Source organism: Parabacteroides sp. B2-S-102 (assembly GCF_023656665.1).
GTDB classification, from domain to species: domain Bacteria; phylum Bacteroidota; class Bacteroidia; order Bacteroidales; family Tannerellaceae; genus Parabacteroides; species Parabacteroides distasonis.
Genome location: NZ_JAMOKM010000007.1, coordinates 1 through 15,019, shown reverse-complemented (window position 1 = coordinate 15,019; position 15,019 = coordinate 1). Strand labels below are relative to the sequence as shown.

Genomic DNA, 15,019 nt, shown 5'->3' with positions numbered 1-15,019 from the left:
ATTTATTTTAAAAAGTAAACATTGCGCCTAAAGTAAAGGAACGTGTAGAAGGGTAACGGCCTAGTTCATCACATCCGGGATTAAGTCCTTGCGTATTAACCTCAGGGTCTAATCCACTGTATCCTGTAAATGTGAATAGGTTATTACCGGTTGCGTATATACGTATCCTTTTTAAATAATCATTCTTAAGTTTTAAGGTATAACCAATGGTGATATTATCAATTTTCCAAAAGTTTCCTCTTTCGATGAAATAGCTAACATATTGAAGTTCCTGTTGGTCGTTTAGTACAGTCTTTCCGTACTTCGGTTCATAAGCTGTGGCAAGCAAATTTCCCCGGGTCAAGTTTACAGGACATTCATAAAACATGCGGGGGTAGTTGAGGATGTCATAGTCGAATGCACCTCGCATAGTTATACCTAAGTCGAAATTTTTGAAGGTAAAACTGTTATCCCAGCTTAATAGGTGTTTGGGCAGGCCATTTCCAATAATTTTTTTATCTTCTGCTTGTTGCTCTGAGATCGGTTTTGGATTACCGTTTTTATCTTCAATAATCCAACGTCCTTCGCTATCTATATCAATAGTTTTAAAACCGTAGAAATTACCAACCTCACCCCCTTCAAATATTCGATGGGTATATTGTTGGATAGGTTCGCCAGTCCAGCCATCTTCTATATAACCGGATTTTAATTGGAATTCCTCGTTGGATAAGGCAACCAACTTATTTTTGTTAGTCGAATAATTAAAGCTAGTTGTCCATGAGAATTCTTTTGTTTGTACTGGGATTGCACTGAGGTGTATCTCTAGTCCTTTATTTTGCATAGTTCCTGCGTTTGCGAGGATTTCCTGATATAAATAAGGAGGAGTGGCTACTTGATAGTTCCATAGCATATCTTTTGTCGTGCGTTTATAAAGGTCTATAGATCCACTGATACGGTTATCAAGAACGCCGAAGTCTACTCCTAAGTTCCACTCTTCTTTTTTTTCCCAACGCAGGTTTGGATTTGCGTTACTTGAAGGTTTTAATGAAGGGAGCCAGCCAGAACCAGTATAGAGATTCTTATCGCTGGTCAAGCGGCTTAATGACATATATGGATCTTCAGGAATGGAACCCGTTACACCAAAACCTAAACGAGCTTTCAAACTACTGATAAAACGTAAGGAGCTCATGAATTCCTCATTATGTATATTCCAACCTACGGATACGGCAGGAAAATTTCCCCATTTATAATTAGCTCCGAATTGTGTAGCTCCTTCATGACGGATACTGACAGATGCTAAATAACGATCATTGAAACTATAGTTGATACGAGCAAATACACCGATTAACTTAGACTTGTTTTTTTCAGACTTTTCCTCAACTTCTCCTCTTTTTAAGGCAGCTCCAGCCCCCATATTATTATAGCTATATTGATCGGATGGAAAATCCCAGTTTTGCATCCAATAATTTTCATAGGTATTGTCTTGATAAGAATAACCCGCTAAACCAGTAAGATTATGAGCACCAAAATTATTTTTGTATTGGGCTGTGATCTCTAACAGATTATCGATAGAAGCTGTTGTTCCACGAGAAGCAAACCCATTTTTGCCATTACGGACAGTTGATATGTGTTTTTTAGTTTCAGCATATCCGCGGGTTTGATTATAAGAGGTTCTCGACACTAATGCTTTTACGAAAAATTCATCCATGGGAGTCAATGTAACGGTTCCGAATGTACGTAATTGGGTACTTTTATTCTCGCCATTACTTTCATATAGCGCAGCTACCGGATTCATATATCCGTTCATTGTCGGATGTTCAATCCAGTTTCCGTTATCGTCTTTCGGACGTTCAGTTGGAATATTGATTAATGCATTTCGGTAAATTTCCCCATTGAAGCTTTTGCCATCTCCTAAGGCTGTATATCTTTGTTCTTTACCCATGATGTTTAAATTAAACTTCAATAAGTTATCCCACATAGAGTGGTTGATTTCCAATCGTGTGGTTAATACTCTATTGTCTGAGCGTTTGATAATGCCTTGGCCAGACTTATAGTTTATGTTTGCGATATAATTAGAGTTGCGATTACCTCCGCGTAGACTGGCATTAGTTACGTAAGAAATAGGAGTCCTTAATATCTGGTCTAGCCAATCTGTGTCGTAACCATAATCAATAGCGCCGGGTTTCCCTTGTTTTACTAATTGACGGTATTGATTGGCATCCATCATATCTAATCTTTTTTTGATTTGCTGGGTAGTGACATAAGCTTGAATATCAATAGTTACAGGTATCTCTCCTTTCACTTTTTTTGTGGTGATGAAAATAACACCATTATTTCCTCTGGTTCCATAAATGGCGGCGGCTGAGCCGTCTTTTATAACATCTATGCTTTCGATATCTTCTGGTGCAACAGTGCTCATATCACCCGGAACTCCATCGACAATAACTAATGGCACCCGGTCTCCTTTTAGTGAGCCGATACCACGCAATACAATTTGGGATGAAGACGTCGGATCACCATTTGGCATGACAATGCCAAGTCCAGCAACCTTTCCTTGAAGCAACTGGGCTGCGTCTTGCACTGAACCTTGAATGAATGTTTCACTTTTTATGCTGGAAATAGATGAAGTTAATTCCCCTTTTTTCTGTGTACCGTAGCCAACCACTACCACCTCGTCTAATTGTTGCGTATCTTCTACTAAACGGATATTGATTTGTTGTTTCCCATTTACAGGAACATCTTGTGTCAAATATCCGATATAGGAAATCTGCAAGATGGCAGAAACAGGAACATCTAACGTATAATTACCATCTATATCTGTAATAGTTCCGTTAGTTGTTCCTTTTATAACGACGTTAGCACCGATAATAGGTTCTCCGGATTTATCTGTAATTGTTCCTGAGACCTTATTGTTATCCTGTTGTTGTTCTGCTTTTTCATCTTTCTTCATCAACATGATATTACTGCCTTCAATCGCATATCCAATATTCGTGTTTCTGAAAATTTGTGACAAAACATCCATTACCGTTTGGTCTTGAGCGTGTACGGATGCTTTACGGTTTAAGTCGATTTCATTTGTATTATAAATGAATAAATAATCAGTTTGCTGTTCTATCTGTTCTAAAATTGAATGCGTAGATTCATTATTAGCATTGATATTGATGCGCATCGTTTGTGAATGTACGGATGCGAGTAAGCTGAAACTGAATACAAATAATGCAATGAATGTTAATCTCATTATTCGAAATGTTTTGTCTTCTGTGTTAAAAGGGGACATAAAATGCCCGTTACAAATTTTTTTCATACATTTGTAATGTCTTATTTGTTAGTACTAAATGAATTTATTTTCGCAAGTCTGGTACTGACTTACGGAAGGGGGATGTTGCAGCATCTCCCTTTTTGTGTAATTTGTGCTGTTAATTGTTTGTTATGTTTTCATTCTCTATATTCTGTATTTAAAAGGTTAACGACTAAATATTTATTTTATCACGATTAGATTCGTCTCTTCATTTTTTGTATAAGTGAATTTATGTTTTAATTGTAATACTTTCAATACATGGTCAATTCCGTCTTTGATACGGAATTTGCCGGAATAACGGTATTGAAGTAAGGATGGTCGTTGAACATCAATTTTAATATCATAATAAAGCTGTAACTTTTCTATTAAACTTTGGATCGACTCGTCTTCGAAACAGAATAATCCCTCTTTCCATTTAAAGTAGTTGTAGTCAGGAATATGGGATGTATTTAATCCTTCCTGACTTGCGATCGCCATCTCGTTCGGCTTTAGGCGTAATCTTTTCGGCATAGTTAAGGAAGATATTTCTACGCTGCCCTTTAATAATGCTGTCTCAAATAAAGGACTGTTGTGATATGCCTTAACATTAAATTCGGTACCCAATACATGAATTGCGTATTTTTCGGTTTGTACGGTAAAAGGACGTTTTTTGTCATGATGTACAGAAAAATACCCTTCTCCGTTAAGTTCTACGTTCCGTTTATTTGTGCCGAATTTATTAGGAAATTTCAATGTCGAGCGAGAGTTGAGCCAAACATGTGTCCCGTCCGCTAAAGTTAACTCAGCTCGCTGACCTGTGGGTACATGGATGGTTTGTATTTGTATATCCTCTACCTTTTGTTCTACGAATTGTTTAGTAACAAAGATTCCAATTAAAAAGATCGCTGCTATTTTTAGTGTTTCGATTGCGATACGTCGAATTGTTGGAATGAATTTTTTATGAAGTGTTTTTTGCTCTGTATCCGTATGCCAAAGTGAAATATCATATAATTTACGTAAAGCCAGAAATTCACGCATGTTATCAGGACTTTCGTCCAGCCATGACACTACTTTCAGTCTCTCTTCTTCGGAAACCTTACCTCTTATGTACCGTTGTAGTAATTGCTCCATGAATGTCTGTTAATTTATTTTCTATTATAAAAACAACGCTGTGCGCTAAATCCCTAGTGGAAAAATGAAAAAAATTAAGAAAAAAGAAAATAAAATAAGGGTAGATAGTCTTTCAAGTTGATACGCAAAGCTTTTAAAGCCTTGGTTATGTGGTATTCTACACCTTTTATGGTGAGGTTTGTCTCATCCGCTATTTCTTTTACGGTTTTATTCTCGAAGCGGCTCATCTCGAATATTCGATGAGTTTGTTCTGGTAAGTTTTTTAAAGTTTTGTGGATGATCCTATTGACCTCATCAGAGAAGATCTCTTTCGGATCGCAAGCCTCGAGTGTGGAAATTCTAATGCTTAGTTCTCTATTTTTTATTTCCTCTAAATTTTCAATAGCGGCATCATGTATGGCTTTATGGCGTAAATAGTTAAGGGCTTTATTTTTCAAAATCGTGAGCAATAAGGCTTCTGTTATCTCGTTTTCTCCAGCAGAGACCAGTCGCCAATATTTTACAAGCGATTCAGCTACGATATCCTCAGCCACCATGTCATCATGTACATATGATTTGGTGAACAGGAATGACCGTCGGTAATTCCGTTCATAAATGATATTAAAATCGTCTCCTTTCATCTTCAATACAGATTTAGCGGTAAAAGTAGGAATTTTTGATAGAAAAATAGTTAAAGTAATCATACTTTCATTTTCCCCGCTTTCCGGTTATCTCAAGTATAATATGGGATGAAAGAAATTGATTGTTGTCCATTTATCGCATTGATAGTAAAAGGTTAGAGTGGAAAGAGGTCTTGAATACGGAATTCAGACTAAGTTCTATTTACTCAAAATAGTTGGGGTTATCTGTTTTAATTTTAGATCATTATGAGGCGGTGTCTATATGTGGAGACGGGGCATGCCCCGTCTCTCTCTAAATCCGTTGTTCCTTACCATTCACGATAAATCGCTTGATAGGTTGTTTTACCGGTCTTAATAGGTAACTCCAATCCTTTTCAGTTGTATCTAACGTGATTTCCAATCCATCTTCCAGTTGTTTTACTTTATAATTAATCTTATTATTTCCAACAGGAAGATCTTTCATTTCAATAAAGTCCCAATCTGATGGTAAATTAGGACTTAGGGTCAAGGTCTTTTTATAGGCTTCTGGTTGTATGCCATATATATAACGAATCAAAGGTGTTGCTATACCATAGATGGTCCATGCTTGAACAGGGCAGCCATAATCAGGCATCATCTCATTAATTGATCCCGGAAGTGTACGGCCAAATGTATCGACGATGCGATTGATATACCATAAAGCCTCATCTACACGTCCGTAAGCGCATTCGGCCATCGCTTGTACGCCTGTTGCGATAGTCATCATGCGATCTCTTTCGACTGCGGATAAATAAGGACCATATTCGCCGCAATGCTCTTTTCGTACTTTATCCAATTGCCGAATAGCTCTGTCTTCTGAGGCAATATGAGTTTCTATTGGAGTGCTTATTACCCAATTCTTGTTAGTTAACCATCCTTTCATAATACCAGTTGGATACGCTTCAAATTGTTTATACATATCCTCATACATTGCGATATGCTTTTTCTTGCTATCCTCATATTCCTGTAAGGAAACCTCGGCAACATCCCACCTGTATTCTGTATTACGAACCTGTTCGATAGCACCTTTAGTCGTTTCTAAGGCTTGCTCTCTCGTTCCATAAAAATCACAATAAATTTCTAAATCCTTATCCCAAAATAGGTCGTTTATCCTTTCTTTCAAATCGATTGCTTGCGAGGCGCACTCACTGGCAAATGCATCTTCTCCCATTATTAAGGCAATCTGCGACATAACTTCCAGTGCTTGCTGGGTATAAACAGAGACATCAATCAATTCCGCATTTAATCCTCTAACTTCCATGATTCCATACCCTTCGGGGAACATATTCTTGTTTGTATCCATATCTTTCAAAAGGAAGTTCAGACCTTTTTGCATATAAGGATACATATCTGCAAGGAATTTGTTATCACCAGTCCATTTATAAACATTCCATACAGCGATGACAAAATGAGCAGTCTCTTGAGTATTTCCTTTGTGGCTGACGAATGCGTTGAATGCCATTTCATGCAAAATACGGCCATTCCCATTGGCTTTCTCTGACATCTCTTTGATAACTCTCAATGTCTCTTTTGCTAATTTTTGGTCACCTGTAGCGACAAGGCCTTGTAATGAATAAGAATTATCACAACCGAATAACCATGGATATTCAATTGCGCCCGCTCCCAGAAAGCGTCCTACACCTTCCATATCTGCCGCAAGCCATTCCGTATTGATTTTGCACCAGTTATAAACCTCTTGTAACTTTTTATCTGGAATGTTAATCCGTCCTCTCTCTAATAGTTGGGTGTAATACATTTTTTTATCTTCCAACATTTCGGAATGGTTCGCTAAGATGTCTTTGTAACTTTTTAGGGCATCCTCCTCACTGTCTTTTGATCCTGCGATGACAAAAGAAAGTTTTTTCTCCTGATTCTTAGGAAGTGTAATCGTATAAGTAGAAGAGGCACTTTTACCCGTTCCTTGCGTATTTATATAAGTAGGAGCATCTAGTTGATAAATACTCGTATGTTGATCCGCTCCCCAAATTACGTTCCAGTTATTACCTAAATCTTTCGCTTTAAAAATGGCATCTTGGGCATCCCAGTTCACGACATCATTTGCGTCTTTTAACCCGATTGTCCCGGATGACCATACAGGCAACAAATCTGTTTTTGCGACAAAATCAAAAAGGACTGTTTGCTCTGAATCCGATACATTTTCGATGGTATAGGTAATAACAACACCATTTTTTCCTTGTGGACAAAATTGGAAACGATTGACACGGATACTATTATTAAATAAAGGAGCGTACTCAAATTTACTTCCAAAAGGATAATTCGTATATTGTATTGCGTTTTCCAACCAACAAGAATTACCTTTATTATCTGTCATTTTTACCCAAAAGCCATCTAATAGCTTGATCAAATGATTCCAAACTCCTCCCATCTCTCCGGGAGTATGTCCACCAAGATCAGGGAAGTTTCCATCTTGCGTACCTATTATGTAGGTTTTATCTCCTGCTGTCAGATAAGGATTTTTTTCTTGACCCGCTTGATTCGAGATTCCTTCCATGATTGTTTGTATCTCCTCATCTTGAGTGATACTTTCATTTGTTTGACAAGATATAAATCCCCCCAGTAAACAAATGCATAGATAAAGTGACTTTAGATATTGTGTCATATTCAAATCTTTTGTAGATAAAAGTGGAGGGGATATTATGATACCCCCTCACACTTACTATAATTAATATCCCGGATTCTGTGTCAATGTTGGTTTACCATCGACATAGCTTCTATCTATTTCAGTTAGAGGAATAGCGTAATAGCGATGGTTCTTATCAAAAACGGCTCCATTTAAATATTGGATATGTCTTTTTTCTCTTTCGACATATTTATTTAAAAAATCCTCAGCGATATCCCAACGTACCAAATCGAAGAAGAAATGACCTTCTAACGCAAGTTCCAAGCGTTCTTCAAATCGTACACGTTTTCGTAATACATCTTTACTTAGTCCTGCCCATGAATCCTTATAGATATCCACTTTATAATTGGCGGCAGCTGGACCATTGCCAAAAGGTGCTTCATCTCCTAATCTCACGTAAGATCCGTCTTTTGCCCTTTGACGAATCATATTGACATATTCTTTTGCTTTCTCAGGGTTACCAACCTCTACCTCACATTCCGCAGCCCACAATAATACTTGGGCGTATCGAATAATATTGAAATTCATTGCGTTAAATTTTGCTGTATTGTCATAAGCGTATGTAGCAAGTTGGTTTTCTAATATAATCCATTTTTTTTGGTTATAAGGACCTGCGCTGACTTGATCCCTGATCCAAGCTTTTCCCGGGTGCAATCCCCAATCATGATATGGAACGCCTCTACGACCAACGACCCAGTCTAATCTCGGATCTACAGGGGTTTCCATATCCGGTTCCCATGCCTCGCTAGATTCGATATCTTGGTCGTTTTTGAATTCATGGTCAGCGTAAGTGTCAATCATGGGTAGGCCATTTTCGTCTACTTGATAGGCATTTACTAAGTCGAAAGTAGGTTGTTGGAATCCGGCTCCACTTAAGTTTGGTTGATCTGGAGCGTTGGGATAAGATAAGTCGAAACCACGTTGGCTACGATCGTAACCAGCTCCCGCTACATTTACCGCTACCTGGTTAGACCATACCACTTCTGCGTTATTGTTTTGCTCCGCATTGAAGTTATCAAAATAATTGTCAAGTAACTTATATTTTCCGCTAGTGATGACTTCGTCTAATAAAACTTTTGCCTCGCTGTATTTTTGCTGGAATAAATAAGCCTTGGCCAAGAACGCTTTAGCGGCGTTTTTCGTAGGTCTTCCAGGCTCACTCTGATTATCCGGTAAAATTCCGGTAGCAAAAGAGAAGTCTTCTTCAATATTAGGCCAAATATCTTTGTCATTGGGAACCCTTCTTTGCGGATCTTCTACGTATTCATCAATATAAGGGACCATGTTCCAGATTTTTTTCGCTTCAAAATGATAATATCCTCTTAGGAAACGGGCTTCTGCTCTAATTTCCATTTCACTTTCTTCTGATAAGCCATCAATTTTATTAACATTCAGCATACGAAGTACGTCGTTGCAACGCTCAATAGCTCCATATACCAGTATCCATTTATCCCGGATACGACCATTTTCAGCAGTAGCGACATAACGCTCCATCTGTAGCAGTTCGCCTTGATCGCCGGTAGTACTTCCTTTATGGATATTTCCAGCGCACATATCTCCATAGAAGACATTATCCGGCCCACTTGTTATTCCCCAAACTCCGTTGATAAATCCGTTTAATGGACTATAGCAGGCAATAAGGAGTTTATTCACGGTACTTTCATCTGTTAATACAGACTCATTCAATTTGCCTAATGGTTGTTTATCCAAAAAATCAGAACAACCATTAAACAGGCTAACAGCCATCGTGACGGTTACCCATGTGAACGTTTTTTTCGCTATATGAAATAGATTTTTCATGTTTGTTTAATTTTAAGTATTAGAATGATAAATTGAAACCAATGGAGAATACGCGTGCTAGTGGCATATTATTCATATAATCGACACCCATATTCTTGTCATCGCCGTTCTTAACCTCGGGATCAATGTTGTTATACTTTGTCAATGTCAATAAGTTTTCCGCATTCAAATAAACACGACATTGCTGGAGTCCAATTTTCGAAAGCGTTTGTTTCGGAAGGGTATATCCTAATTCTAATTGTTTCAAACGAATATAAGAACCATCTTCAATTAAGTATGAAGAAACCTTACCTGCCTCATCATTTGGATTCAAGATATTGATCTCCGGCAGTTCCGCATTTCTGTTTTCAGGAGTCCAAGTATTCAATATACGGGTACTTTTATTGAAATAATCTCCCCAGAAATCAAGACCATCCCTACCGCCTTTCGATGCGAAACAAATATCATTTCCTTGACTGCCTTGGATATAAAGAGACAAATCGAAGTTCTTGTAATAGAAGCGTGAACTCAAAGAGTACTCGAAATCAGGGTGAGGATTACCGATATAGGCCCTATCTTGGCTGTCTATTTTTCCGTCATTATTCACATCTCTATATTTCCAACGGCCGATTGCTTTGTCTGACTGTTCTACATGCGAGTCGACCTCGCCTTGTGTTTGGAAAATACCATCGATCACATAGCCATAGAAAGAGGAAATCGGATGACCTACTTCTGTTCTTGTATATGTGTTCGATATGAATTGATTTGAAGCTAATTTCTTTACCTCATTACGATATCCGGACAAAATGAGCCCTAATTCGTACCGGAAACCATAGTCTGTCGTATTCTGGAAATTGATATTCAATTCATATCCGTTATTTTGCATTTCACCGATATTCATAAATGGGGCACTTGCCACTCCTCCGGTAGAAGGATAAGTAATTCTTTGCAAGATGTCGGTAGTATATTTATGGTAGAAATCGAATGACAAATTCAGTTTATTATTAAAAAGACCTGCGTCGATACCAATGTTTGTTTGTGTAGTCGTCTCCCATTTAAGATCCGGATTACCAATGCTCTCCTTACTGATACCTTGAGTGACAGAGTTTGGATCTCCCGCTATAGGATAGCTGCTAGTTGAGATATTCGTATAATACATGGACGCAAATGCGTAGTTATCGATATCCTGATTTCCTGTCAAACCGTAACTGGCTCTGATTTTCAAATCACTAAGAATATCTTGCCCTTTCATGAAGTTTTCTTCCGTAAGTCTCCATGCGGCGTTTACCCCTGGGAAGTAGCCATATCTATGATTCGCACCAAAACGTGAGGACCCATCCCGACGAATAATAGCCCCTAAATAATATTTGTCCTTATATTGATAATTGACACGTGCGAACAGAGAGAACAATGCGTATTCATTTGCGTTGCCTGTATTGTCCTTGTTGGATTCGCCAGCGTCAAGGTATCTATAATCGGGATCTTCGATAATAAAATTACTTCTATAAGCAGAGAGATTCTCTATTTTAGAACTAATGGCTTCTGTACCTAGCAAAACATTCAGATTATGTGTTTCACGAAATTTTTTCGTGAAGGTCAAAGTATTGTTCCAAACCAATTCTGATTTACGGCCTCTTGCTTCCTTTAAAGAATTCACTAGCGTATTTGCGTCTCCTTTGTTCCAATAAGTTTTTGGATTGAACTCTTTGGAGCCGCTATCCTCAACGTTTACGCCGACATTTGTCTTGAATTGGAAGTATTTCAAGAAATTGATATCCAAATACAAATTACCTAACAAGTTGAGGTTGTCATTGTAATTCTCTCTTTGATTATAAAGTTGGGCTACCGGATTCTTGGAATCACCTAAACCATTAGCTTTTGTTCCGGCCCAATTACCTTCTACGTCGTAAACCGGAATAAGCGGAGCCATACGTACGGCCTCATGGTCTGATTTGCTTCCTTTGTATTTAGAGTAAGTTGCGCTTAGGTTTGAGCCTAATGTGGCGAAGCTCAAAATCTTAAATTGAGAATTGGCTCGTAAAGAGAAGCGATCATAGCCTGCCCATTTTACAAGAGCTTCTTGTTTATAATAGTTTGCGCTCAAGAAATATTTAGACCCATTGCCACCTCCTTGTGCGCTGATATCAATGTTTGTAGTCGGTGCGGGGCGATAAACTTCATCAGCCCAATTAGTTCCGATCTTATTAGCGCGCATAAATTGATTTTCTGCGGTATTATAAGTGCTGAGATCTACCTGGCCTTCCATGGCTCCTGCCGGTAGAATATAATCAGGAATGACGGGTGTAGCTCCGTTGCCATATTGGTCGTGCTGTGGTGTTAACCCGGCGTTTCTCATTGCGTTCCACAAGACTTCTCCATATTGTTGGGAGTTTAGCATTTCCGGCAAGTTGGTAGGAAGTTGTACACCTACGTTTACTTTTACGTCAACGGTAGGTTTTCCTTCTTTACCTTGCTTTGTCGTGATTAAGATAACCCCGTTAGCTGCTTGGGAACCATAGATAGAGGCGGAGGAAGCATCCTTCAATACTTGTACAGACTCTATGCTTGAAGGATTTATTTGGGATGCGATCTCGCTTTTTGTAGGAAAACCATCAATGACATACAACGGGCTGTTATTATTCAGTGTTCCGACACCTCGAATACGGATAGCAGGAGCATCGCCAGCTACGCCGGAAGTTGTTACGGACACACCGGATAACCTACCTTGAAGAAGGTTCTGTATATTCCCGGATGATTGAATAGATAAATCCTTCGTAGATATGGAAGAGATAGATCCGGCTACGTCTTTCTTGCGTTGCGTACCATAACCGATAACAACGACATCATCCAATGCTTGTGCGTCATCCTTCATGGTAATTTGGATGTTCGTCTGCCCTTTGGTAGGGATTTCTTGTGTCTGATATCCGATATAGGAAATTTGCAAGATGGCGTTCTCGGAGACCATAAGGCTGAAATTTCCGTTAATGTCGGTGATTATACCGTTTGTGGTTCCCTTCACCACGATATTTGCTCCAATGATAGGTTCACCAATTGCGTCTTTCACAACACCGGTAATTCTCCGGTTACTCTGTTGTGTAACAGAAGTGTTTTTTCGCATTAACATGATGTTATTACCCTCCATCGCATATGAGATGTCTGTTTGGGTAAAGACAGATGATAACACATCTGCTACGGTTTTATTTTGCGCCTCTACGGAAACCTTACGATTTAGATCTATTTCTTTGGTGTCGTACACAAAGAGATAGTCTGTTTGTTTTTCGATTTCGTTTAAGACAATTTGAGTGTTTGCATTGTTCACATGGATATTGACCCGTGTATTTTGCGAATTAACAGATGCAAACATTCCTGTGGTTGATAGAAATAGTGTTATAAAAGTTAACTTCATAACTCTTTTTGTTTGATTTTTCATACATTTGTAACTCTTGAATTTGATACTGATGATTTAAGTGCATGTGGTATTGATTCTTTCCGGGGAGTGTTGCCGCATTTCCCGGTTTTTATATACCGTTTCTTTTTTGATATTTTTTATCTCATAGGCATACATGATTTATAAGGTTAACACTCTGTTCTTACTTTATGATTATTAGATTCTTATCGTCATCTTTGATGTATGTGAATTTATGTTTTAACTGAAGTACTTTTAATACATGCTCTATTCCATCTTGAATACGGAATTTGCCGGAATAGTGATGTTTCAACAATGAGGGACGTTGGATCTCAATCGTAGTATCATAATAAAGTTCTAGTTTCTTTATTAGATCTTGGATTGATTCATTCTCAAAACAGAACAGGCCTTCTTTCCATTTAAAATAGTCGCTATTATTAATTGTAGATTTCTTGAGCATTCTATTCTCTATACTAACGATTTCATTAGGCTTGAGTTGTAATCCATTTCTTAAATTAGGGGAACTGATTTTTACACTTCCCTTTAAAAGGGCGGTTTCGAACAAGGATGTGTTATGGTAAGCTTTCACATTGAACTCTGTACCTAATACTTGAATATCATGATTTTGGGTATGTACGGTAAATGGACTATTTTCATTGTGCTGGACAGAGAAGTAACCTTCGCCGTCTAATTCCACGTTTCGGGTGTTTGCACTGAATTGTTCAGGAAATTTTAGGGTTGAGCGAGAGTTCAGCCATACATGCGTACCATCGGCTAAGGTGACCTCTGCCCGTTGTCCGGCAGGGACATGAATGGTTTGCATTTGTTTCTTGTTCGATTGTTGTATCTGCAGTTGTTTGCTTCCCCAAAAGCCGATTAGAAAGATGGCTGCGATTTTTAAGATCTCGGCCATTACCTTCCGTATGGAATAATGTACTTTCTTTACGGAATTTGTCTTATCTGTATTGGCTTGCCAAAGTGAAATGTCATATAATTTGCGTAAAACCAGAAATTCACGCATGTTTTCAGGGCTTTCGTCTAACCATGATGCTATTTTCAGTCTTTCTTTCTCTGAAACCTCTCCTTTTATGTATCGTTGTAGTAATTCCTTCATGGTATCTATTAATTTCGCTTTATAAATAATAAACGATGCTGCAAGATAGATCCCTAGTGGAAAAACGAGAAAAGTCAAGAAAAAAGAAAATAGAATAAGGGAAGATAATCTTTTAGATTGATACGTAATACTTTTAAAGTCTTGGTAATGTGGTATTCTACTCCTTTTACGGTGAGGTTGGTTTCTATAGCGATTTCTTTCACTGTTTTGTTTTCGAAACGACTCATCTCGAATATCCTGCGAGTTTGTTCGGGCAATGATTGTAGGGTGCGCTGAAGGATTGTGCGTATCTCTTCCCGGAAAATTTCTTCTGGATCGCAAGCCTCTAAAGTGGATATGCGGATGCTTAGTTCTCGCTTTTTTATTTCTTCTAGATTTTCGATCGCAGCATCATGTACAGCTTTATGGCGTAAGTAGTCGAGAGCTTTATTTCTCAAGATCGAAAGTAAAAGAGCTTCTGTTGCTTCTCCTTTTTGGGTGGAGATCAGTCTCCAATACTTCACAAGAGAATCGGATACGATATCTTCTGCTATCATATCATCATGTACGTATGATTTAGCGAACATGAACGATCGTTGATAGTTTCGTTCGTAAATAATGTTAAAATTGTCTTTTGCCATTATAAGCTGAGTAATAAAAATAAGATTACATGACTTCCGGAGTAAAACTAAGTTCTGCAAAGTTCCCTAGGAACTATATTCGGTATTTACAAACTACGCTTCTTTCTAATTCACATATTGTATCTACAGAGCGTAACTAGACTAACCGGTGAGACTTTTATGCCCTGAAATCATATAGTTATGTCAATAAAATATAAGACAATATTGATTTAGAATAGAAAAGATTGTGTTTTGCTAAAAGAAATCAATATATTTGCCTCATCTTTTGGAGTTTTAACATAAAAGGCATTTGGCACTAAATAGTCATGAACATAGTTCCTAGGGAACTATTTTCTTCACTCCTACAGAAGACAAAAGTTTCGTGCTGAAGAAACCTTAGTTTCCCTATATAGAAACAAAAGTTTCCTAAGCGGAAAACAAAGGTTTTAGCGGTA

8 protein-coding genes are annotated in these 15,019 nt (G+C 38.1%); all 8 read right to left on the bottom strand.

Going from position 1 to position 15,019, the window contains the following annotated elements:
- Nucleotides 1-7: 7 nt before the first annotated feature.
- The 8 genes from NBH07_RS10805 to NBH07_RS10770 all read right to left on the bottom strand — a co-directional run bounded on the left by NBH07_RS10805 (nt 8) and on the right by NBH07_RS10770 (nt 14,585).
- A complete protein-coding gene (locus NBH07_RS10805; RefSeq protein WP_009016559.1) occupies nt 8-3,217 on the bottom strand; it encodes a TonB-dependent receptor in 3,210 nt (1,069 codons plus the stop codon).
- Between the two features lie 240 nt (nt 3,218-3,457).
- Nucleotides 3,458-4,387, bottom strand: a complete 930-nt coding sequence (locus NBH07_RS10800; protein ID WP_009016558.1) for a FecR family protein — start codon at nt 4,385-4,387, stop codon at nt 3,458-3,460.
- A gap of 74 nt (nt 4,388-4,461) precedes the next feature.
- Entirely contained in the window at nt 4,462-5,007 is a 546-nt protein-coding gene (locus NBH07_RS10795; RefSeq protein ID WP_005867296.1) for an RNA polymerase sigma-70 factor, read from the bottom strand.
- Nucleotides 5,008-5,299: 292 nt separating this feature from the next.
- Nucleotides 5,300-7,645, bottom strand: a complete 2,346-nt coding sequence (locus tag NBH07_RS10790; RefSeq protein ID WP_156682560.1) for an alpha-L-rhamnosidase-related protein — start codon at nt 7,643-7,645, stop codon at nt 5,300-5,302.
- Nucleotides 7,646-7,708: 63 nt separating this feature from the next.
- Nucleotides 7,709-9,466, bottom strand: a complete 1,758-nt coding sequence (locus NBH07_RS10785) for a RagB/SusD family nutrient uptake outer membrane protein (protein WP_146334164.1) — start codon at nt 9,464-9,466, stop codon at nt 7,709-7,711.
- A gap of 19 nt (nt 9,467-9,485) precedes the next feature.
- The gene (locus tag NBH07_RS10780) at nt 9,486-12,701 is read right to left on the bottom strand and encodes a TonB-dependent receptor (protein ID WP_232054474.1); all 3,216 of its coding nucleotides are present in this window, start codon (nt 12,699-12,701) and stop codon (nt 9,486-9,488) included.
- Nucleotides 12,702-13,035: 334 nt separating this feature from the next.
- Nucleotides 13,036-13,965, bottom strand: coding sequence for a FecR family protein (locus NBH07_RS10775; protein WP_009016549.1), 930 nt, complete (start codon nt 13,963-13,965; stop codon nt 13,036-13,038).
- A 74-nt stretch (nt 13,966-14,039) separates the two neighbouring features.
- Nucleotides 14,040-14,585: an RNA polymerase sigma-70 factor gene (locus tag NBH07_RS10770; protein ID WP_009016548.1), complete on the bottom strand. Its 546-nt coding sequence runs from the start codon at nt 14,583-14,585 to the stop codon at nt 14,040-14,042.
- Nucleotides 14,586-15,019: the final 434 nt, after the last annotated feature.